The 20218-nt window shown below is 54.5% G+C and carries 21 protein-coding genes and 1 pseudogene; 17 read left to right on the top strand and 5 right to left on the bottom strand.

All coding sequences use genetic code 11. The features are described 5' to 3' along the window. The first annotated feature begins 2 nt into the window (after nucleotides 1-2). The 4 genes from mepA to ACFK9X_RS16605 are packed head-to-tail and all read left to right on the top strand — an operon-like array spanning nucleotide 3 to nucleotide 2492. Entirely contained in the window at nucleotides 3-827 is an 825-nt protein-coding gene (gene mepA, locus ACFK9X_RS16620; protein WP_000750428.1) for a penicillin-insensitive murein endopeptidase, read from the top strand. After that, entirely contained in the window at nucleotides 827-1636 is an 810-nt protein-coding gene (locus ACFK9X_RS16615) for a sulfite exporter TauE/SafE family protein (protein ID WP_000368599.1), read from the top strand. Before mepA ends, ACFK9X_RS16615 begins: the two co-directional genes overlap by 1 nt. Beyond that, nucleotides 1636-2184 (top strand): elongation factor P hydroxylase, encoded by a 549-nt coding sequence (locus ACFK9X_RS16610; protein ID WP_053445754.1) that lies wholly within the window; start codon nucleotides 1636-1638, stop codon nucleotides 2182-2184. Before ACFK9X_RS16615 ends, ACFK9X_RS16610 begins: the two co-directional genes overlap by 1 nt. Before the next feature lie 32 nt (nucleotides 2185-2216). After that, on the top strand, nucleotides 2217-2492 hold the full coding sequence (locus ACFK9X_RS16605) for a YfcL family protein (RefSeq protein WP_000559749.1): 276 nt from the start codon (nucleotides 2217-2219) through the stop codon (nucleotides 2490-2492). A gap of 51 nt (nucleotides 2493-2543) precedes the next feature. Here ACFK9X_RS16605 and mnmC read toward each other — a convergent pair whose 3' ends face one another. Then, nucleotides 2544-4544: a bifunctional tRNA (5-methylaminomethyl-2-thiouridine)(34)-methyltransferase MnmD/FAD-dependent 5-carboxymethylaminomethyl-2-thiouridine(34) oxidoreductase MnmC gene (mnmC, locus tag ACFK9X_RS16600; RefSeq protein ID WP_191964504.1), complete on the bottom strand. Its 2001-nt coding sequence runs from the start codon at nucleotides 4542-4544 to the stop codon at nucleotides 2544-2546. Between the two features lie 159 nt (nucleotides 4545-4703). On the opposite strand from mnmC, the gene fabB reads away from it, so the two are divergent. Continuing rightward, the gene (fabB, locus tag ACFK9X_RS16595) at nucleotides 4704-5918 is read left to right on the top strand and encodes a beta-ketoacyl-ACP synthase I (RefSeq protein WP_000817161.1); all 1215 of its coding nucleotides are present in this window, start codon (nucleotides 4704-4706) and stop codon (nucleotides 5916-5918) included. A gap of 97 nt (nucleotides 5919-6015) precedes the next feature. Beyond that, nucleotides 6016-6672, top strand: a complete 657-nt coding sequence (locus tag ACFK9X_RS16590; protein WP_151117082.1) for a CPBP family intramembrane glutamic endopeptidase — start codon at nucleotides 6016-6018, stop codon at nucleotides 6670-6672. A gap of 66 nt (nucleotides 6673-6738) precedes the next feature. Here the strand turns inward: ACFK9X_RS16590 and ACFK9X_RS16585 are convergent, their stop codons facing one another. The 3 genes and pseudogenes from ACFK9X_RS16585 to ACFK9X_RS16575 all read right to left on the bottom strand — a co-directional run bounded on the left by ACFK9X_RS16585 (nucleotide 6739) and on the right by ACFK9X_RS16575 (nucleotide 8037). Continuing rightward, nucleotides 6739-7257 (bottom strand): YbjP/YqhG family protein, encoded by a 519-nt coding sequence (locus tag ACFK9X_RS16585; protein WP_151117080.1) that lies wholly within the window; start codon nucleotides 7255-7257, stop codon nucleotides 6739-6741. Further along, nucleotides 7257-7620 (bottom strand): annotated as a pseudogene (locus ACFK9X_RS16580) (hypothetical protein). The gene ACFK9X_RS16585 and the pseudogene ACFK9X_RS16580 overlap by 1 nt, the downstream one beginning before the upstream one ends. A 168-nt stretch (nucleotides 7621-7788) precedes the next feature. Next, complete coding sequence (locus ACFK9X_RS16575; RefSeq protein WP_024157226.1) at nucleotides 7789-8037, bottom strand: transcriptional regulator; 249 nt, start codon at nucleotides 8035-8037, stop codon at nucleotides 7789-7791. A gap of 172 nt (nucleotides 8038-8209) precedes the next feature. Between ACFK9X_RS16575 and ACFK9X_RS16570 the strand changes: the two genes are divergently transcribed. Together ACFK9X_RS16570 and ACFK9X_RS16565 are read left to right on the top strand one after the other, a co-directional pair. Continuing rightward, nucleotides 8210-8584 carry a hypothetical protein gene (locus ACFK9X_RS16570; RefSeq protein ID WP_001051261.1) on the top strand — a complete coding sequence of 125 codons (375 nt, stop codon included), beginning with the start codon at nucleotides 8210-8212 and terminating at the stop codon, nucleotides 8582-8584. A gap of 179 nt (nucleotides 8585-8763) precedes the next feature. Continuing rightward, nucleotides 8764-9942, top strand: coding sequence for an MFS transporter (locus ACFK9X_RS16565; protein ID WP_000127721.1), 1179 nt, complete (start codon nucleotides 8764-8766; stop codon nucleotides 9940-9942). Here ACFK9X_RS16565 and flk read toward each other — a convergent pair. After that, entirely contained in the window at nucleotides 9939-10931 is a 993-nt protein-coding gene (flk, locus tag ACFK9X_RS16560; protein ID WP_151117078.1) for a flagella biosynthesis regulator Flk, read from the bottom strand. The two genes, ACFK9X_RS16565 and flk, sit on opposite strands and share 4 nt — an antisense overlap. Nucleotides 10932-11034: 103 nt before the next feature. Here flk and pdxB point away from each other — a divergent pair, with 103 nt between their 5' ends. From pdxB to purF, 9 genes are all read left to right on the top strand, one after another. Next, on the top strand, nucleotides 11035-12171 hold the full coding sequence (pdxB, locus tag ACFK9X_RS16555) for a 4-phosphoerythronate dehydrogenase PdxB (protein WP_151117076.1): 1137 nt from the start codon (nucleotides 11035-11037) through the stop codon (nucleotides 12169-12171). A 67-nt stretch (nucleotides 12172-12238) separates the two neighbouring features. Continuing rightward, nucleotides 12239-13252: an aspartate-semialdehyde dehydrogenase gene (locus ACFK9X_RS16550; RefSeq protein ID WP_001289141.1), complete on the top strand. Its 1014-nt coding sequence runs from the start codon at nucleotides 12239-12241 to the stop codon at nucleotides 13250-13252. Beyond that, the gene (gene truA / locus ACFK9X_RS16545) at nucleotides 13252-14064 is read left to right on the top strand and encodes a tRNA pseudouridine(38-40) synthase TruA (protein WP_000016631.1); all 813 of its coding nucleotides are present in this window, start codon (nucleotides 13252-13254) and stop codon (nucleotides 14062-14064) included. The genes ACFK9X_RS16550 and truA overlap by 1 nt, the downstream gene beginning before the upstream one ends. Nucleotides 14065-14112: 48 nt before the next feature. Next, nucleotides 14113-14772, top strand: a complete 660-nt coding sequence (locus tag ACFK9X_RS16540; RefSeq protein WP_000364318.1) for a DedA family protein — start codon at nucleotides 14113-14115, stop codon at nucleotides 14770-14772. Nucleotides 14773-14921: 149 nt separating this feature from the next. Further along, entirely contained in the window at nucleotides 14922-15836 is a 915-nt protein-coding gene (gene accD / locus ACFK9X_RS16535) for an acetyl-CoA carboxylase, carboxyltransferase subunit beta (protein WP_000118383.1), read from the top strand. 67 nt (nucleotides 15837-15903) lie between these two features. Then, nucleotides 15904-17172 (top strand): bifunctional tetrahydrofolate synthase/dihydrofolate synthase, encoded by a 1269-nt coding sequence (gene folC / locus ACFK9X_RS16530; protein ID WP_000792287.1) that lies wholly within the window; start codon nucleotides 15904-15906, stop codon nucleotides 17170-17172. Next, nucleotides 17162-17836: a cell division protein DedD gene (dedD, locus tag ACFK9X_RS16525; protein ID WP_000157031.1), complete on the top strand. Its 675-nt coding sequence runs from the start codon at nucleotides 17162-17164 to the stop codon at nucleotides 17834-17836. The genes folC and dedD overlap by 11 nt, the downstream gene beginning before the upstream one ends. A gap of 311 nt (nucleotides 17837-18147) precedes the next feature. Then, nucleotides 18148-18636: a colicin V production protein gene (cvpA, locus tag ACFK9X_RS16520; protein WP_000262102.1), complete on the top strand. Its 489-nt coding sequence runs from the start codon at nucleotides 18148-18150 to the stop codon at nucleotides 18634-18636. Nucleotides 18637-18673: 37 nt separating this feature from the next. Further along, nucleotides 18674-20191: an amidophosphoribosyltransferase gene (purF, locus tag ACFK9X_RS16515; RefSeq protein WP_000334205.1), complete on the top strand. Its 1518-nt coding sequence runs from the start codon at nucleotides 18674-18676 to the stop codon at nucleotides 20189-20191. The last annotated feature ends 27 nt before the right edge of the window (nucleotides 20192-20218 follow it).

Below are 20218 nucleotides of genomic sequence, written 5' to 3'. Positions count from 1 at the left end.
AAATGAAAAAAACCGCGATTGCGCTGCTGGCATGGTTTGTCAGTAGCGCCAGCCTGGCGGCGACGCCGTGGCAGAAAATAACCCATCCTGTCCCCGGCGCCGCCCAGTCTATCGGTAGCTTTGCCAACGGATGCATCATCGGCGCCGACACGTTGCCGGTACAGTCCGATAATTATCAGGTGATGCGCACCGATCAGCGCCGTTATTTCGGCCACCCGGATCTGGTCATGTTTATCCAGCGGTTGAGTCATCAGGCGCAGCAACGGGGGCTCGGAACCGTCCTGATAGGCGACATGGGGATGCCTGCCGGAGGCCGCTTTAATGGCGGACACGCCAGTCATCAGACCGGGCTTGATGTGGATATTTTCTTGCAGTTGCCGAAAACGCGCTGGAGCCAGGCGCAGCTATTGCGCCCGCAGGCGTTAGATCTGGTGTCCCGCGACGGTAAACACGTCGTGCCGTCGCGCTGGTCGTCGGATATCGCCAGTCTGATCAAACTGGCGGCACAAGACAATGACGTCACCCGTATTTTCGTCAATCCGGCTATTAAACAACAGCTTTGCCTCGATGCCGGAAACGATCGTGACTGGCTACGTAAAGTACGCCCCTGGTTCCAGCATCGCGCGCATATGCACGTGCGTTTACGCTGCCCTGCCGACAGCCTGGAGTGCGAAGATCAACCTTTACCCCCGCCGGGCGATGGATGCGGCGCTGAACTGCAAAGCTGGTTCGAACCGCCAAAACCTGGCACCACAAAGCCTGAGAAGAAGACACCGCCGCCGTTGCCGCCTTCCTGCCAGGCGCTACTGGATGAGCATGTACTCTGATGGACAATTTTTATGATCTGTTTATGGTCTCCCCGCTGCTGCTGGTGGTGCTGTTTTTTGTCGCCGTACTGGCAGGATTTATCGATTCTATCGCCGGGGGCGGAGGGCTGCTCACTATTCCTGCGCTGATGGCCGCCGGGATGTCGCCGGCAAACGCGCTGGCGACCAATAAATTACAGGCGTGCGGCGGCTCCCTCTCGTCTTCGCTCTATTTTATTCGCCGTAAAGTGGTAAACCTGGCCGAGCAAAAGCTCAATATTCTGATGACGTTCATTGGCTCGATGAGCGGCGCGCTGCTGGTGCAGCACGTGCAGGCGGATATTTTGCGCCAGATCTTGCCTATCCTGGTGATTTTCATCGGCCTCTATTTTTTATTGATGCCGAAGCTGGGCGAGGAAGATCGCCAGCGCCGCCTGTATGGATTACCGTTCGCGCTGATAGCCGGGGGATGCGTCGGGTTTTACGACGGCTTTTTCGGGCCTGCCGCCGGGTCGTTTTACGCTCTGGCGTTTGTCACCTTATGTGGCTATAACCTGGCGAAATCCACGGCACATGCCAAAGTGCTTAACGCTACCTCCAACGTTGGCGGCCTGCTGTTATTTATCATCGGCGGCAAAGTGATCTGGGCGACGGGCTTCGTGATGCTGGTTGGTCAGTTTTTAGGGGCGCGAATGGGGTCGCGTCTGGTGTTGAGCAAAGGCCAAAAACTTATCAGACCGATGATCGTTATTGTCTCGGCGGTAATGAGCGCCAGGTTACTTTATGATAGCCACGGACAGGAGATCCTCCACTGGTTGGGGATGAACTAATGAACAATACGCACCATTACGAACAGTTAATTGAGATTTTTAACGGCTGCTTTGCCGAAGAATTTAATACCCGTCTGATTAAAGGCGACGACGAACCGATCTATCTTCCTGCTGACGCGCAGGTACCGTACCACCGCATCGTCTTTGCGCATGGGTTTTACGCCAGCGCGCTGCATGAGATTTCTCACTGGTGTATCGCCGGTAAGGCGCGCCGCGAACTGGTTGACTTTGGTTACTGGTACTGCCCGGATGGACGCGACGCGCAGACCCAAAGTCAATTTGAAGACGTCGAGGTGAAGCCACAGGCTTTCGACTGGTTGTTTTGCGTGGCGGCGGGGTATCCCTTTAACGTCAGTTGCGACAATCTGGAAGGCGATATTGAGCCGGATCGCGTGGCGTTTCAGCGCCGGGTTCATGCGCAGGTAATGGAGTATCTGGAGCAGGGCATTCCTGAACGTCCGGCCCGCTTCATCAAAGCGCTACAGAATTACTATCACACGCCCGAACTTAAGGCGGAACAGTTCCCGTGGCCGGAAGCGCTTAATTAAAGCCAGCGCCACGTTTACAATGAGGAAAGAAGATGATCGCGGAGTTTGAATCACGCATTCTGGCATTAATTGACGATATGGTAGAGCACGCCAGCGACGATGAGCTTTTTGCCAGTGGATACCTGCGTGGCCACCTGACGTTAGCCATTGCCGAGCTGGAGAGCGGTGATGACCACTCCGTTGAGGCGGTCTATGCCAACGTTAGCCAAAGTCTGGAGAAAGCGATCGGCGCCGGCGAACTGTCGCCGCGCGATCAGGCGTTAGTCAAAGCGATGTGGGACAATTTGTTCGACAAGGCAAAACAATAACGCCGTGGGCCGGAAGGCGACGCTTGCCGCCTTCCGCTATTGACTGACCCATTACTTCACCGCTTTTCCCTTCAATAACTTTCTCACCCATAACCGATTCGGATTTAACGCCGCCAGCGTACCGGCATCCAGTGGAATCGGCTCGTTACTCATCTGCGCCCCCAGAATTTCTGCGCATAATGGCGCTGAGCACAAACCACGCGATCCCAGTGCGCCAAGCACAAATAAACCCGGATACACAGGCGCAGGCGCCGCCGACGTTTTGTTATCGGCTAAATCGGCGTAATGCGTCAGCGTGGCGTGGTAATCCGGGACATTGCCCACCATCGGCAGATGGTCGCGGGTGGCGCAACGCACGCCGCAACGGGCGCTGTTGCCGCTAACGTCAACCTCTGTGGCCCATTTCGCATCCGGAAAACAGTCAATCAGACGCTGTCGGTTCTGACGCTGATCTTCTTCGCGCCAGACGGTGCTTTCGTCACCCCGGTGATAGCTGGCGCCAATACAGTGCTGCTGATTATGCGGATTTTGCGGCGTCAGATAGCCGTCGTAGCATAACACCTGACGCAACGCCGAGAGGGCGGGGGTGGTGGGAATATGACTGACCTGCCCCCCGACGGCATACACCGGTAGCGGCCGGGTCTGATCAAAACGGTTAATCTGATGGCCGTTCGCCAGAACGACGGTCTCATGGCTGGCGGTTTCACCTGACGTAAAGCGCAGTTGCCAGCGCGACTCCTGCGCAACGAGCGACGTGAGCGTATGGCAAAAGCGCGTTTGTAAACCCTGTTCGGTCGCCAGTGCGATGACTGCGCGAGTTAATTGTTCCGGGCACAGCCAGCCGCCTGCCGGATAGGTAATTCCTCCGCAGCGTGTCGTCACGCCAACCGCCTGTTCCGCCTCTTCGGCATTGAGCGCCGAGGCCAGTCCGGCGGGCAGCGCCAGGGACAGCATCTGGGTAATTTTCTGCTGGCTTTTCTCATCCCATCCGAGCTGCGTCACGCCGCACCAGTCATGATCAAAAGAGACGGGCAGGGCATCATACAGGCGACGGGCAAAGGTGAATGCGGTCGGGAAAAAGCGATTAATGGCGGCGTCATGTTTGCTAAGGAGCGGATAAAGCGCGCCCTGTCGATTACCGGAAGCGCCCTGGGCGGGCTGGTCGTCCGCGCAATAGAGGGTCACCTGCCAGCCGCGACGCAGTAACGCCAGTGATAACAGCGCGCTGGCGATGCCGCCGCCAATGATCGCCGTTTCACGTTTTTCGCTTCCGCTGCGGTAAAACCAGGGCGCGGAAAGGGTCGGCATGAGGTGTTGTTCCATCACTCCACAAAGCATCTCGCGTTTACGTCCGAAGCCTTTGCGTTTTTGCATGGTAAAACCGGCTTCCTGTAATCCCCGACGGACGAAACCCGCCGAGGTAAACGTCGCCAGCGTTGCGCCGGGCCGCGCCAGCCGCGCCATCGCGTTAAACAGGTTTGGCGTCCACATATCCGGATTTTTCGCCGGGGCAAAACCGTCGAGGAACCAGGCGTCGACTGTTTGATTCAGCGTGGCGTCCAGTTGGTCGGTCAGCTCATTAATATCGCCAAACCACAAATCCAGCGTCACCCGGCTCCGATCCAGCAATAGTCGGTGGCACCCCGGGAGCGGCAGCGGCCATTGCGCCTGCAGCTGCTCTGCCCAGGGCGCGAGCTCCGGCCAGTGTTGGTGCGCCAGCGCCAGATCGTCGCGCGTTAACGGGAATTTCTCAAAACTGATGAAATGTAACCTTTGCAGCGTCGCCTGTGGGTGCGCAGAACGAAAGCTGTCAAACGCCTGCCACAGCGTCAGGAAGTTGAGTCCGGTGCCAAAACCGCTTTCCGCGACTATAAATAATGGATGTGAATGTACGGGAAATCGCTCCGTAAGACGATTGCCGCCAAGAAAAACGTAGCGTGTCTCTTCGAGTCCATTGTCATTAGAAAAATAGACATCATCAAAATCTCGGGAAACAGGTGTACCCTCAGCGTTAAATTCGAGTGTGGCGGGTTGTATGGCGTATTGTTTCACGTAAGTTACTCGTCTGACGGGCGGTATCGCGATCTTAACGATGTGTGCCTGATGGCGCAAATTTCCGTATTAAATGGCTGATCGGACTTGTTCGGCGTACAAGTGTACGCTATTGTGCCAATCGAAACTTAAAAATAGTGCGAATTACAGAGGTATTGAATGAAACGTGCAGTGATTACTGGCCTGGGCATCGTTTCCAGCATCGGTAATAACCAGCAGGAAGTCCTGGCATCTCTGCGTGAAGGACGTTCAGGGATCACTTTCTCTCAGGAGCTGAAGGACGCCGGCATGCGTAGCCAGGTATGGGGCAACGTAAAACTGGATACCACTGGCCTCATTGACCGCAAAGTCGTGCGCTTTATGAGCGACGCCTCCATCTATGCTTATCTGTCTATGGAGCAGGCAGTGGCCGACGCCGGTCTGGCGCCGGAAGTCTATCAGAATAACCCGCGTGTCGGCCTGATTGCAGGTTCCGGCGGCGGCTCCCCGAAATTCCAGGTCTTTGGCGCAGACGCCATGCGTAGCCCGCGTGGTCTGAAAGCCGTGGGCCCGTATGTGGTGACGAAAGCAATGGCATCCGGCGTTTCCGCCTGCCTCGCTACGCCGTTTAAAATTTATGGCGTGAACTACTCCATTAGTTCCGCTTGCGCGACCTCCGCACACTGTATCGGCAATGCGGTTGAACAGATCCAACTGGGCAAACAGGACATCGTTTTTGCTGGCGGCGGCGAAGAGCTGTGCTGGGAAATGGCCTGTGAGTTCGATGCGATGGGCGCATTGTCCACCAAATATAACGATACGCCTGAAAAAGCGTCCCGTACCTATGATGCGCACCGTGATGGGTTTGTCATCGCGGGCGGTGGCGGTATGGTTGTTGTCGAAGAGCTGGAACACGCTCTGGCGCGCGGCGCGCATATCTATGCGGAAATCGTCGGTTACGGCGCAACATCCGACGGCGCAGACATGGTTGCTCCGTCTGGTGAAGGCGCAGTACGTTGCATGCAGATGGCGATGCACGGCGTAGACACGCCGATCGACTACCTGAACTCTCACGGTACGTCCACGCCGGTAGGCGACGTGAAAGAACTCGGTGCAATCCGTGAAGTGTTTGGCGATAACAGCCCGGCTATCTCCGCGACCAAAGCGATGACCGGCCACTCGCTGGGTGCGGCTGGCGTGCAGGAAGCCATCTACTCTCTGCTGATGCTGGAGCACGGTTTTATCGCGCCGAGTATCAACATCGAAGAGCTGGATGAGCAGGCTGCGGGTCTGAACATCGTGACCGAAACGACCGAGCGTGAACTGACTACCGTAATGTCTAACAGCTTCGGTTTTGGCGGCACCAACGCCACGCTGGTGATGCGTAAGTTGTAAGCCTGACTATTACGTTGTAGTATCAACAATGAAACAGGTCGCTAATGCGACCTGTTTTTTCATTCAGGGAACAACAAATTATATGGATATTATATAAATGACAACTAATACATTAGATAAAATTAGGCATAGTTTGAGTTGTGTGGCTGTTTTATTTGGTTTGTTCGGCATTTTTGTTTTTGCCTCATTTTCGCCTTCCTATGCCTGGCTTTATTTGGGAGGTCTGGCTGCGCCTTTTATATATAGTATTGTTTTTGTCTATGCGATTGCCGCCTGGAGTATTTATTCAAAGTATTATCCGTTTTTATCATTGGGTCGCTTATCATTCGTGGAGTGTTTTGTTCCGGCGCTGGCCCTGGTGTGCCTTACCGTTCTCTACAATGCTTTTAGTGGCCCGGAACCCTGGATGGCCGAGTTATCAAGGCAATTTTTTCTTCATAAATTTCTTAACACTCTGGCGATGTGCTTTCTGGCTCCTGTGGCGGAGGAAATTATATTCAGAGGGTTTTTATTAAACAGCAGTATCGGTTGGGGTCGGTACTCAAGAGCTTCCGGTATTATTATTACTTCACTCGCTTTTGCATTTATGCATACACAATATCTCTTTGCGGTGACTTTTGTTTATCTGTTTGTTTTTTCATCGATATTATGCGTTGTTCGAATGAGAAGTCGAGGGTTAATGATACCGATAATACTTCATATTTTAAATAATGCCTGGGTTATTTTCGGCTTACTGTTTTCAGCGACGGAATAAGCGCCTGATGCAAGAGGCGCTTTAACCTCTCCGGTACGAACAAGAGACCGATGGCGGTTCCCTTTTTTAATGCTTCTTATATTCCGGCGCGACTTTCGCTGACCAGGCCTCAGACTGGGTGATGGCGCCTGCGTCATAAATCGGCTGTTCATAACCCCTGTCAGCATCCCGAACGCGGTAAATTTTCCAGCGTCCCTCTTCCCAACGGGTATAAACTTCCAGGTGGATGGGCGTTGACTCTGTAGCCAACAGAACATCCACTTTTTCTCCGCCGAGGAAAGGGTGTGCCTTCCCAACCCGTAACTGTGGAATCCACTCTGGCGCATAGTCCTGCGCATACATAAAATAATCTGCCCCCACAATCTCCTGTTCATAAAGGGACTGTATTAGCGCCAGGCGATGAATAACCTCTTTAGCAACGTAACGTTGCATTAAGGCGGTGGTGTCGTCAGGGGGATTCACATCGTTCGTGAACGTCGTCATCCATGAGGTATAGAACTGCTTCACGGCCTGCGTACTGTCGTGATGAGGCGTGGAGCAACTACAAAGCAACAGGATAAGCGCGACAAGGGAGAACGTTTTCATTAATTCTTCCTGTAGATGGTATATGAGGGCCTGGCTGCCCGGTAGCCAGGCCCTCATATCGCGTTGTTTAAAATCCGAATACCACTCTGCGCCATCGTATATCGCCATGTGACCGCTCGGGTTTCCGCCAGCGTAAGGTTGAATAATGATGACGTCACCCTCGCGCGGCATTTCATAGGTACCAATGGCGGTGAATCCGGCGCTTCTTAACATTGGGCCATAATCTTTCGCATGATACGTATGCCCCAGCGTGATACCGCCCGCCTGAATTGCCTTTCGGGTAAATTCCGCACACCGGCCTTGAGAATGAGAACCTGCATGCGTTTTGGCATAATTAACCGCCACTCTTTTATCCCAACTCATAATGATTCCTGTTAATAAAATACGTAATAGCAATGACGTAATGCTTTAACAGTATTTGATTCGGGAAGCATGACAGATCGTGCTATTACTATTTTCAATAGAATAAGTTTAAATATTTATTAATTGTTGAGATTGATAAGTTAGGGCTAATTTATTCAACATTAAATATTATCCTGCGGTATTGGCATCATTTTTTATTTGCATATCGCCATAGCGCGACGGCCAGATCTCCTGCGGCGTGATGCCCAGCGCGTCCGCAATAATCCGTTCAGCTCTCGGCCAGGAGCGGGTAAAGACATTGCGCAGTGAATCAGGTGATAAACCGGCCTGACGAGAAAGATCTCTGAGCGTAATACCTCTTTTTTCCAGTGCACTTTTAATATCTGCACGATGCCAGTCTTGGCTTTTTGGTTCCATTCTGTAATCCTAAGAAGATGTGTTATCGGCGCCGATATTTTTAAGATGAAAATTAGCGCATGGAAAAGGAAGTTACTTTCTTTTTCACGCTAAGAATAGTGCCAGAAAGAAAGCAAAATTTCGCGAAAAAGAAGAAATATTTTTATTTCATCAGGGGAAAGGAAAGAAACCGATGGCAAAGGAATGGTTCACGGTTAAGGAATGTCTTGGCTTACCGGGGTTTCCGGGAAGCGAGCCTGCGGTTCGCGAACGTTTATATAAGTACAGTGAAGGGAAAGCGGGGGTCAGGCGTAAGCGTGTTAAATCAAAGGCCGAGGAGTTTCATATATCTGTTTTCCCTCTCTATGTTCATCGTTATCTGGACGACAGCGGAGAGGAACCGACGCCAGAACCCATTTCCTTACAGGAAGCGGAGCCTGAAGATATCTGGGAGATGATGTTCAGGTTACTGACGCCAGAACAGCGCAAGCAGGTGACCGGACGGTTTAAGGTGAGAGGGATGAAAGCGGTCTTTCCCTTTCTGTTTGATGACACGCCGCCACGTTGATACCCTGGCTGCAATTTCAAGGTTGACAAGTTTCGCGTCTCACAGGCAGACTTCACTTTCTACATTATCCTTCCGATAATGCGTAAGCGTTTAACGTTATCCAACGCACCTTAATCCTGACGTTCAGGTAGAGGGGGGCGTGGCATTCCCCCGCCTTACTCTGCATTCTGGAGTAATGCATGACAGCAGTTAGCCAAAAAACAACGACCCCGTCTGCGAATTTTTCGCTGTTCCGCATCGCCTTTGCGGTTTTCCTGACCTATATGACGGTCGGCCTGCCGTTACCGGTCATTCCGCTTTTTGTCCATCACGAACTGGGCTATAGCAATACGATGGTTGGGATCGCCGTGGGCATTCAGTTTTTTGCGACGGTACTGACGCGCGGCTATGCCGGACGGCTGGCGGATCAATATGGCGCTAAACGATCGGCGTTACAGGGGATGTTTGCCTGCGGGCTGGCGGGCGCCGCCTGGCTCCTGGCCGCGCTGTTGCCGGTTTCCGCGCCGATAAAATTCGCGCTGCTTATTGTCGGGCGTTTGATCCTCGGATTTGGCGAAAGCCAGCTGCTGACCGGAACCCTGACCTGGGGACTGGGGCTGGTTGGCCCAACGCGTTCCGGTAAGGTGATGTCGTGGAACGGGATGGCGATTTACGGCGCGCTGGCGGCCGGTGCGCCGTTGGGCTTGCTGATCCATAGCCACTTTGGCTTCGCGGCGCTGGCGGGGACGACGATGGTTTTACCGCTGCTGGCCTGGGCATTCAACGGCACCGTGCGTAAAGTGCCTGCGTATACGGGGGAGCGACCTTCACTGTGGAGCGTGGTCGGGCTTATCTGGAAACCGGGCCTGGGCCTGGCATTGCAGGGCGTGGGCTTTGCCGTCATCGGTACGTTTATTTCACTTTATTTTGTCAGCAATGGCTGGACGATGGCGGGATTCACCCTGACCGCGTTTGGCGGTGCGTTTGTACTGATGCGCATATTGTTCGGTTGGATGCCGGACCGCTTTGGCGGCGTGAAGGTCGCCGTTGTCTCATTGCTGGTTGAGACGGCAGGGTTGCTGCTCTTGTGGCTGGCGCCGACGGCCTGGATAGCGCTGGTAGGCGCGGCGCTCACCGGGGCAGGGTGTTCACTGATTTTCCCGGCGCTGGGCGTGGAGGTTGTGAAACGCGTACCTGCACAGGTACGCGGTACGGCGCTCGGCGGCTACGCCGCGTTTCAGGATATCTCCTACGGCGTTACCGGCCCGCTGGCGGGCATGCTGGCCACGTCATACGGCTATCCTTCCGTATTCCTCGCGGGAGCGATCTCCGCGGTGGTTGGCATCCTGGTGACGATATTATCGTTCCGGCGCGGTTAAGAAACCAGCCAGAAAAGCGCCAGTACAATTATTAGCGTGATAAACAACAGGCCTGGTCGCGCAGACAGATTTTTCACGGTTTCAATCATCGGCGCAAACGGGCGGTAGATGGGTTGAATAGAGAGCGGTTCGAGCTCATCCGCCTCCCGCTCTACGCGACGCAGGAAAATATGGTTAAGTAAATCCTGCACCTGGGCGGTGGTCAGCACCGTTTGCGGCTGAATTTGATAAGTGTGTTGGGCATACTCTTTGATCGTTGTGAGTTCGTCCGGTTCCAGCGGTTGTTTTAACGCAGCCTGCAGCGTATGTAGCGTAGGCGCGTGTTGTAGTGACAGCGTCTGTAGCCATGTCGCCAGATGGGTAAACTGTTTTGCCGGAATGAGCTCGCCGCTTTTCACGCCGGAGAGTTCCAGCATTGATTGCCAGATAAGTTTGTTTGACTCGCCGGTCGCGGCCGCCAGCTTCGTCACCAACTGATTCAACGTATTATGTTCAGCAGGCAATAATGGCCGATCCGTTGCCGGACGTTGCTGCGGCTGCGGAATGGAAAGCTGCCCCTGTTGCAGGAGCGTCAGCACGTTTTTGAGTTGATCGGGCGTAAGCTGGCTAAGCGCGGTTTGACCGTATTGCTGACGGATAAAGTCGCTGACGGCCTGACGATTATTCCCGACGCCAAGCAGCTCTGTTAGCTGTGAAAGCACCTGACGATTGGCATGATTTTGCTGCGCTACGCCCAGACGCTGGGTAAGATTCTGTTCAGCGGCGGGGAAGTGGCGCGACAGTAGCGGCGCGTCATTTTTTATCCCCAGATCGTGTTTCATTCCGGCCCATACTTCCGCGCTTTGCTGCTGGGTCAGTGAAATCAGGCGCGTGATCAGCCTTTCCAGTACCGTACGCTGTTGCATGGAAAGCGGCTGCTCGCTCGCAGCGGAAAGAGGATTACGCCCTTCGCCTGGAGGCTGTGCAGGGGCGCCGGAGATGGGATGCATAATTAATTATCCTTTAACCATAAATCTGAGCAATATATGCCTGGCGGCCAGATTATGGCACACTTGTCCGGTTAACTCTCGTTCTCAAACAGGTACGACAGTCGTGAAAATTCTCGTTGATGAAAATATGCCTTACGCCCGCGAATTATTTAGCCGCCTGGGTGAGGTAAAGGCAGTGCCGGGTCGCCCGATCCCCGTTGAAGAATTGAACCATGCCGATGCGTTAATGGTGCGTTCGGTCACGAAAGTGAATGAATCGCTGCTGAGCGGCACGCCGATTAACTTCGTTGGTACTGCTACGGCAGGCACCGATCATGTGGATGAGGCATGGCTGAAGCAGGCGGGCATCTGTTTTTCAGCCGCGCCCGGCTGTAATGCTATCGCCGTGGTGGAGTATGTGTTTTCCGCGCTGTTGATGCTGGCCGAACGTGACGGCTTTTCGTTACGCGATCGCACTATAGGGATTGTCGGCGTGGGTAACGTCGGAAGCCGGCTACAGACCAGGCTTGAAGCGTTGGGTATCCGCACGTTGCTGTGCGATCCGCCACGCGCCGCACGCGGGGACGAGGGTGATTTTCGTACGCTGGATGAGCTGGTGCAGGAAGCGGATGTCCTGACTTTCCATACGCCGCTCTATAAAGACGGACCGTACAAAACGCTGCATCTGGCCGATGAGACGCTGATCCGTCGACTGAAACCCGGCGCCATTCTCATTAACGCCTGCCGCGGTCCGGTGGTGGATAACGCCGCGTTGCTGGCGCGACTTAATGCCGGGCAGCCGCTGAGCGTGGTGCTTGATGTGTGGGAGGGCGAACCGGATCTTAACGTCGCGCTACTGGAAGCTGTGGATATCGGCACGTCGCATATTGCCGGCTATACGCTGGAAGGCAAAGCGCGCGGCACCACCCAGGTCTTTGAGGCGTATAGCGCGTTTATCGGCCGCGAGCAGCATGTCGCGCTGGAGACATTACTGCCTGCGCCTGAGTTTGGTCGTATTACGCTTCATGGCCCGCTGGATCAACCGACGCTGAAAAGACTGGCGCATTTGGTGTATGATGTGCGCCGCGACGATGCGCCGCTGCGTAAAGTCGCTGGAATTCCGGGTGAATTTGATAAATTGCGTAAAAATTATCTTGAGCGCCGTGAATGGTCGTCTTTATACGTGATGTGTGACGACGAAACGGCAGCCGCCTTGCTGTGTAAGCTAGGTTTTAACGCTGTTCATCACCCGGCACATTAATGTCTTCTTAATGCTCCCTGTCGAATAATGCGACAGGGACGCTTATGTATTTCTGGAGTAAATCACCATGTCTGAAGGCTGGAACATTGCCATTCTGGGCGCAACGGGCGCCGTAGGCGAAGCCCTGCTTGAAACACTGGCTGAACGCCAGTTCCCGGTCGGTGAAATTTATGCGTTGGCGCGTCATGAAAGCGCGGGCGAGCACCTCCGTTTTGGTGGCAAGTCGGTCATTGTCCAGGATGCGGCGGATTTTGACTGGACGCAGGCGCAGTTGGCGTTTTTCGTTGCCGGCGCAGAGGCATCGGCTGCCTGGATAGACGACGCGACCAATGCAGGTTGCCTGGTGATAGATTCCAGCGGTCTGTTCGCGCTGGAGCCTGATGTGCCGCTGGTCGTGCCGGAAGTTAACCCGTATGTACTGGCGGATTACCGCAACCGTAACGTGATTGCGGTCGCCGATAGTCTGACCAGTCAACTGCTGGCGGCGCTCAAGCCGTTAATCGATCAGGGGGGACTGTCGCGCATCGCCGTCACCAGTATGTTATCAGCGTCCGCACAGGGGAAAAAAGCGGTCGATGCGCTGGCTGGACAGAGTGCGAAGCTGCTTAACGGCATACCGATTGATGAAGATGATTTCTTTGGCCGCCAGTTAGCGTTCAATATGCTGCCGCTGCTGCCGGATCGTGAAGGCAGCGTGCGCCAGGAACGTCGTATCGTCGATGAAGTGCGTAAAATTTTGCAGGACGATGGCGTGATGATCTCCGCCAGTGTCGTGCAGTCGCCGGTGTTCTATGGCCATGCGCAGATGGTGAGCTTTGAAGCGCTCCGTCCGCTGGCGGCGGAAGAGGCGCGCGAGGCGTTTTCCCGCGGTGAAGATATCGTACTGTCAGAAGAGACGGATTACCCGACGCAGGTGGGCGACGCTTCCGGCAATCCACAGCTTTCTATTGGCTGTGTGCATAATGATTACGGTATGCCGGAACAAATTCAGTTCTGGTCAGTGGCGGACAACGTGCGTTTCGGCGGCGCGCTGATGGCCGTTAAAATTGCGGAGAAGCTGGTGCAGGAGTATCTGTACTGATGTCCGGACAGCAATCATCGCCGGTCTATAAAATTGCGCTGGGTATTGAGTACGACGGCAGCAAGTATTATGGCTGGCAGCGTCAGAATGAAGTGCGCAGCGTGCAGGAAAAGCTGGAAAAAGCGCTCTCGCAGGTGGCAAATGAACCTATTAACGTGTTCTGCGCCGGGCGTACCGATGCCGGCGTTCACGGCACCGGGCAGGTTGTCCATTTCGAAACGACCGCATTGCGCAAAGATGCGGCATGGACGCTGGGGGTAAATGCGAATTTGCCTGGTGACATTGCCGTGCGCTGGGTGAAAACTGTACCGGATGATTTTCACGCGCGATTTAGCGCTACGGCTCGCCGTTATCGCTATATCATCTACAATCATCGACTGCGTCCTGCGGTGTTAGCAAAAGGCGTGACGCATTACTATGAGCCGCTGGATGCAGAGCGGATGCATCGCGCGGCGCAGTGTCTGCTTGGCGAAAATGATTTTACCTCGTTTCGCGCGGTGCAGTGCCAGTCGCGCACGCCGTGGCGTAATGTGATGCACATCAACGTTACCCGCCACGGCCCTTATGTGGTGGTCGATATCAAAGCGAATGCCTTTGTTCATCATATGGTCAGGAATATTGTCGGCAGCCTGCTGGAAGTAGGCGCTCACAACCAGCCGGAGAGCTGGATCGCAGAGCTGTTAGCGGCCAGGGACAGAACGCTGGCGGCGGCAACGGCGAAGGCGGAAGGGCTATATTTGGTTGCGGTGGATTACCCTGACCGGTTTGACCTTCCAAAACCGCCAATGGGCCCGCTATTTCTGGCGGACTAATCCGAATCGCACACCCGAAACGTGTCGGGTAGAAAGGCAAAGACAAATATGGACCTGATCTACTTTATTATTGATTTTATTCTGCACATCGATGTGCATCTGGCGGAGCTGGTCGCGGAGTACGGCGTCTGGGTGTACGCTATTTTGTTTTTGATTCTGTTTTGTGAAACCGGCCTGGTCGTCACGCCGTTCCTGCCGGGCGACTCGCTGCTGTTTGTCGCCGGGGCGCTGGCTTCGCTGGAAACCAACGATCTCAATGTGCATGTCATGGTGGCGTTAATGCTGATCGCCGCAATTGTCGGCGATGCGGTAAATTACACGATTGGTCGACTGTTCGGCGAAAAACTGTTCAGTAATCCGAATTCGAAAATTTTCCGCCGCAGTTATCTGGATAAAACCCACCAGTTTTATGAAAAACACGGCGGTAAAACTATCATTCTCGCTCGCTTCGTGCCGATCGTCAGAACCTTTGCGCCGTTTGTGGCAGGGATGGGGCACATGTCCTATCGGCATTTTGCCGCCTATAACGTCATCGGCGCGCTGCTGTGGGTGCTGCTCTTTACCTACGCCGGTTATTTCTTCGGTACGATACCGTTGATTCAGGATAACCTTAAGCTGCTGATTGTGGGGATTATCGTGGTTTCGATATTACCTGGCGTCATTGAGATTGTCCGGCATAAGCGCGCTGCGTCGCGTGCCGCAAAATAGAAAGTAACTCAGCGGTTCGACCACTTTTTTATCCAAAGTTTCGGGCTGTTATGTTTTAATGTGCAACATTCATGGTCTGTTGGGGGCAAAAATGGCATTATGCGCCCCTTATAATAAAGCTGACTAAGGTTCAGGCAGAAAGGTCACCAATGAGCTGGATTGAACGAATTAAAAGCAACATTACTCCCACCCGCAAGGCAAGCATTCCTGAAGGGGTGTGGACCAAGTGTGATAGCTGCGGTCAGGTTTTATACCGCGCTGAGCTGGAACGTAATCTTGAGGTCTGTCCTAAGTGTGACCATCATATGCGCATGTCGGCGCGCAATCGCCTGCATAGCCTGTTAGATGAAGGTTCCCTTGTGGAGTTGGGTAGCGAGCTGGAGCCAAAAGACGTGCTCAAGTTCCGCGACTCCAAAAAATATAAAGACAGACTGGCGTCCGCGCAGAAAGAAACCGGCGAGAAAGACGCGCTGGTGGTCATGAAAGGGACGCTTCACGGTATGCCGGTTGTCGCCGCCGCGTTTGAATTCGCGTTCATGGGCGGCTCAATGGGGTCTGTCGTTGGCGCACGCTTCGTTCGCGCCGTTGAACAGGCGCTGGAAGATAACTGTCCGTTAGTGTGTTTCTCTGCTTCCGGCGGCGCGCGTATGCAAGAAGCGCTGATGTCGCTGATGCAGATGGCGAAAACCTCGGCGGCGCTGGCTAAAATGCAGGAACGTGGTCTGCCCTACATCTCGGTATTGACCGATCCGACAATGGGCGGCGTTTCCGCCAGTTTTGCGATGCTGGGCGATCTCAACATCGCCGAGCCAAAAGCCCTGATTGGCTTCGCCGGCCCGCGCGTTATCGAACAGACCGTTCGCGAAAAACTGCCGCCAGGATTCCAGCGCAGTGAGTTCCTGATCGAAAAAGGCGCTATTGATATGATAGTCCGCCGCCCGGAAATGCGCCTGAAGCTGGCGAGCATTCTGGCGAAGCTGATGAATCTGCCCGCGCCGAACCCGGACGCCCCGCGTGAAGGCGTGGTGGTGCCTCCGGCGCCGGATCAGGAGTCTGAGGCCTGATAACTGAAAAGGGCAGGGCCGCAGGCTCTGCCCTTTTGCTTTTCACCGTAAAGAAGCAGCGGAATCAATGAAAAACAAATCTATACCTCAAGCTGCGTCGCCCCTGGCCTCGTGGCTTTCTTATCTGGAAAACCTGCACAGCAAGAGTATCGATTTAGGCCTTGAGCGCGTAAGCCAGGTGGCAGCGCGTCTGGACATCCTCAAGCCTGCGCCGTTCGTTTTTACCGTTGCGGGAACCAACGGCAAAGGTACGACCTGTCGCACGCTGGAGTCGGTGTTAATCGCGGCGGGATACCGTGTGGGCGTCTATAGTTCGCCTCATCTGGTACGTTACACCGAGCGCGTGCGCGTGCAGGGGAAAGAATTAGCGGAATCCGCGCATACCGCGTCCTTTGCGGAAATAGAAACGGCGCGCGGCGATATTTCATTGACCTATTTTGAATATGGTACGTTGTCGGCATTGTGGCTGTTTAAACAGGCTAACCTTGACGTGGTGATTCTGGAGGTCGGGTTGGGCGGGCGCCTGGACGCCACGAACATTGTGGATGCCGATGTAGCAGTAATTACCAGCATCGCGCTTGACCATACTGACTGGCTGGGGCCGGATCGCGAAAGTATCGGCCGCGAGAAAGCCGGGATTTTTCGTGCGGAAAAACCCGCTATCGTCGGCGAACCGGAAATGCCGGCAACCATCGCGGATGTCGCGCAGGAGACCGGCGCGCTGTTGCGGCGTCGCGGCGTTGACTGGCGTTATGAGGTGGCAGCGACCCACTGGGCGTTTACCGATGGCGACGGCACGCTTGCCGGACTGCCGTTGCCGCAGGTTCCCCAGCCGAATGCCGCCACCGCCCTGGCCGCGCTGCGCGCCAGCAGGTTGAACATTGACGAGCAGGCGATTCGCGACGGTATTGCGCAGGCTACCTTGCCGGGACGTTTTCAAATCGTGAGTGAGTCGCCGCGCGTTATCTTTGATGTTGCCCATAATCCTCACGCGGCGGAATACCTGACGGGTCGTCTGAAAATGTTGCCGAAACGCGGGCGCGTGCTTGCGGTGATTGGTATGCTGCATGATAAAGATATCGCCGGCACGTTAGCCTGGTTGAAAAGCGTGGTTGACGACTGGTATTGTGCTCCGTTAGAGGGGCCGCGCGGCGCGACGGCGGAACAACTTCTGGAACATCTGGGGAAAGGGAATGTCTATGATAGCGTCGCGCAGGCATGGCAGGCCGCTATCGACGCGGCGCAGCCAGAAGATACCGTGCTGGTGTGCGGATCGTTCCACACCGTCGCACATGTTATGGAAGTGATAGACGCGGGGAGAATCGGTGGCGAGTAAGTTTCAGAATCGTTTAGTCGGCACGATTGTGTTAGTCGCGCTGGGGGTTATTGTGCTTCCCGGTCTGCTGGACGGACAGAAAAAGCATTATCAGGATGAATTTGCTGCGATTCCACTGGTACCGAAGCCTGGCGACCGTGATGAGCCGGATATGATGCCGGCCGCAACGCAGGCGCTGCCGACACAGCCGCCGGAAGGGGCGGCTGAAGAGGTGCGGGCGGGAGATGCGGCAGCGCCATCGCTGGACCCGTCGCGCATGGCGTCTAACAATGTTGAGCTTGATCCGATACCGGCGGAGACGCCTAAACCGAAGCCGGTTGAAAAGCCGAAGCCGCAGCCTAAACCGCAACAGCCGGTTGTCGCCGCTTCCACGCCGACGCCCGCGCCGCAACCAGTCGCCGACGATAAACCTGCGCCGACCGGCAAAGCCTATGTCGTACAGTTGGGCGCGCTGAAAAATGCGGATAAAGTCAACGAGATAGTCGGCAAGCTTCGTTCCGCCGGGTTCCGGGTTTATACTTCCCCCTCAACGCCGGTACAGGGTAAAATAACCCGTATTCTCGTCGGGCCGGATGCGTCGAAAGATAAGATGAAAGGATCGCTTGGCGAGCTCAAGCAGATTTCCGGGTTAAGCGGCGTGGTGATGGGATATAGCCCGAACTAAGGCGCGTTTTGCCTGAGCGCGCAGCGTTAAGGCCTACGGTGTTCACCTGGTAAATAGCCGAAGTTCTGTAGGCAGGATAAGGCGTTTACGTCGCCATCCGGCAGAAGGAATAAACCTGGTATCCTGCGCTTATCAGGCCGATGGCAGCTCTTCTGGTCGTGCCCGAAGAGATAAAAAGTGTGATGGCGTTGAATATTTTTTCAGCGCCATTTTTATTTACGCGTGGGAAGGAAATCCCTACGCAAACGTTTTCTTTTTCTGTTAGAATGCGCCCCGAACAGGACGACAGGGCGTAAAATCGTGGGACATCTATGGTCTGGATTGATTACGCCATTATCGCGGTGATTGCTTTTTCCTGTCTGGTTAGCCTGATCCGCGGCTTTGTTCGTGAAGCGTTATCGCTGGTGACGTGGGGTTGTGCTTTCTTTGTCGCCAGTCACTACTACACTTACCTGTCTGTCTGGTTTACGGGCTTTGAAGACGAACTGGTTCGTAATGGGATTGCTATCGCGGTACTGTTTATCGCGACGCTTATCGTCGGCGCTATCGTGAATTTTGTGATAGGTCAGCTAGTAGAAAAGACCGGCCTGTCGGGAACTGACCGGGTGTTGGGTATCTGTTTCGGCGCACTGCGAGGCGCGCTGATTGTCGCCGCCATTCTGTTCTTCCTTGATACCTTTACCGGCTTGTCGAAAAGCGAAGACTGGAGCAAATCGCAGCTCATCCCGCAGTTCAGCTTCATCATCAGATGGTTCTTTGACTATCTGCAAAGCTCGTCGAGTTTCTTGCCCAGGACGTAACAGGTTCTGAGATGTGGCTTAACGAGGAAAATGACGTATGTGCGGTATTGTCGGTATCGCCGGTGTTATGCCGGTCAACCAGTCGATTTATGACGCGTTAACAGTGCTCCAGCATCGTGGTCAGGATGCTGCCGGTATCATCACCATTGATGCGAATAACTGCTTCCGCTTGCGTAAGGCAAACGGGCTGGTGAACGATATTTTTGAAGCTCGCCACATGCAGCGTTTGCAGGGCAACATGGGGATCGGCCATGTACGCTACCCTACCGCAGGCAGCTCCAGCGCTTCGGAAGCGCAACCTTTTTACGTTAACTCGCCGTATGGCATCACGTTGGCCCATAATGGCAACCTGACTAATGCGCACGAGCTACGTAAAAAGCTGTTTGAAGAAAAGCGCCGCCATATCAACACCACCTCCGATTCCGAAATCCTGCTCAATATTTTCGCCAGCGAGCTCGACAACTTCCGTCACTATCCGCTGGAAGCCGACAATATTTTTGCCGCGATTGCCGCGACTAACCGTCAAATCCGCGGCGCCTATGCCTGCGTGGCGATGATTATCGGTCACGGTATGGTGGCTTTTCGCGATCCGCACGGCATTCGCCCGTTAGTGCTGGGCAAGCGTGACGTTGGCGATGGTCGTACGGAGTATATGGTCGCTTCTGAAAGCGTGGCGCTGGATACGCTGGGCTTTGAATTCCTGCGCGATGTCGCGCCGGGCGAAGCTATCTATATTACCGAAAAGGGGCAACTGTTCACGCGCCAGTGCGCGGATAACCCGGTCAGTAATCCCTGCCTGTTCGAGTACGTTTATTTTGCTCGCCCGGACTCCTTTATCGACAAGATCTCCGTCTACAGCGCTCGTGTGAATATGGGCACCAAACTTGGCGAAAAAATCGCTCGTGAATGGGAAGATCTGGACATCGACGTCGTGATCCCTATCCCGGAAACCTCCTGCGATATCGCACTGGAAATTGCCCGTATTCTCGGCAAGCCGTACCGCCAGGGATTTGTCAAAAATCGTTACGTGGGACGTACCTTTATCATGCCGGGCCAACAGCTACGCCGTAAATCCGTGCGCCGTAAGCTCAATGCTAATCGCGCGGAATTCCGCGATAAGAACGTCCTGCTGGTGGATGATTCCATCGTGCGTGGCACCACATCAGAGCAGATCATCGAGATGGCCCGGGAAGCCGGCGCGAAGAAGGTTTATCTGGCGTCCGCCGCGCCGGAAATTCGTTTCCCCAACGTCTATGGCATTGATATGCCGACCGCCAATGAGCTGATCGCGCATGGTCGCGAGGTGGATGAGATTCGTCAGATCATCGGCGCAGACGGGCTTATCTTCCAGGATCTGAACGATCTGATCGAAGCCGTACGCGCGGAAAACCCGGATATCCAGCAGTTTGAATGTTCGGTATTTAACGGGGTATATGTCACCAAAGACGTAGACCAGCAATACCTCGACTTCTTGGATTCATTACGTAATGACGACGCCAAAGCGGTGCTGTTCCAGAACGAAATGGAAAACCTGGAAATGCATAACGAAGGCTAATGGCTTTGCCAGCGGCGCAATGCCGCT

The sequence above is a fragment of the Salmonella sp. WC3 genome, from assembly GCF_042932255.1.
Lineage (GTDB): Bacteria > Pseudomonadota > Gammaproteobacteria > Enterobacterales > Enterobacteriaceae > Salmonella > Salmonella enterica.
Note: the sequence above shows the minus strand (reverse complement) of the source record. Positions and strands in the feature narration are given on the sequence as shown.